This is a genomic window from Spiroplasma sp. hy2 (assembly GCF_044714365.1).
In the GTDB taxonomy this organism is placed as follows: domain Bacteria; phylum Bacillota_I; class Bacilli_A; order Mycoplasmatales; family Mycoplasmataceae; genus Spiroplasma; species Spiroplasma phoeniceum.
In genome coordinates this window covers 1-1,239 of sequence record NZ_RXFZ02000241.1, presented here as the reverse complement: position 1 = coordinate 1,239, position 1,239 = coordinate 1, and the positions used below count along the sequence as shown (strand labels likewise).

Annotated in this window: 2 protein-coding genes; both read right to left on the bottom strand. The window is 24.3% G+C overall.

Translation table 4 applies throughout. The features are described from left to right. Nucleotides 1-66: 66 nt before the first annotated feature. Nucleotides 67-363 (bottom strand): hypothetical protein, encoded by a 297-nt coding sequence (locus EHV01_RS05750; protein WP_422066626.1) that lies wholly within the window; start codon nucleotides 361-363, stop codon nucleotides 67-69. Next, on the bottom strand, nucleotides 311-1,239 hold a 929-nt coding region (locus EHV01_RS05745; protein WP_422066625.1), incomplete at its 5' end, for a hypothetical protein. The genes EHV01_RS05745 and EHV01_RS05750, both read right to left, overlap by 53 nt.

Genomic DNA, 1,239 nt, shown 5'->3' with positions numbered 1-1,239 from the left:
WTAATAAAATCAAATTTATCAAATTTCATAATTTTAGATTGCTATAATTTCTATTTTAAATATATTTTATAGGAATTTTAAAATAACTAGGTTATGCAAGAAGTCTATTCCATTAGGAGTAACTGGCAAAATATATTGAGTATCATTAGGTTTAAAATCACTAGTATTAACAACTTGTCAATCATTAGTACCACTACCTTTTAATTGATAATGTTCATTAATATATTTAGTAGTTGGCAATGTATCATCAGTTGCTTCTAATTCAGGAGTGCCATTTGCTTTAATAATACTAAAATCTGCAACTTGGTCATTATTTTGGAAACTTTGATCTCATATTCTTAATTCACCTGTTTTTTTGGTCAAAAGATGCATTTGCTCTACCACTTTGATTTGGCATTAATTTAATACCAATTTGTTGTGTTCTCATATAATTAACAAATTCACCGCCACTAGTTGGGTCATCAATTGCTAAATCATCATTATAACCGTTTGTTACAGATATTTTTCCTTTATTATTACCACCCTCAGTAATAGCAAAATCAGTAGGATTTAATGTTTTCATTATCATTATAGATTCTGGATTAATAATATTACCAGTATTAGATTTTCACACTTTATTATTTTCATCATAATAAATAGTATCATTATCAAACGGAACAATAAATTTAATATATTCGTTATAATCAATTTTAGAAAAGTCATTAATAGTTGGATAAGTAATATTTATTGAATTATCTGTTTGTAATCGTTCTTTTAATCAAAATAATAATGTTGGATAAAAAGTTTTTTTAGTAATATGTTTATATTCTTCTTCTAATGAATAAGCATAATTATCTAAACTATAATTATATGGTCTAGATACTGTTTTACTAGATATAATATCAATAATTTCACCTGCTAATTTTAAAGCATTTTTAACATCTCTGATAATAGTATCATTTGCTTCAGGGTCATTATTTTGAGAATAAGCTACACCACCTTGAGAAAATGAAGCACTACCAGTTAAATCATTTACTCCTTTTGGTAAATATCAATTTATAACTGCTAATAAACAAGCAGATTGAATATAACTTAATCATTTATCATATTCAATTAAACCAGTATTATCTTTTTTAATTCAAGGAAATAAATCTTTTTTATTAATTTTATCAGATATTGTTCCACCTGATAATCTATCCATTCATAAACTAGTTTTTAAAATAGCATTATAAATTAAATTATCATTATAAGCAGATTGWT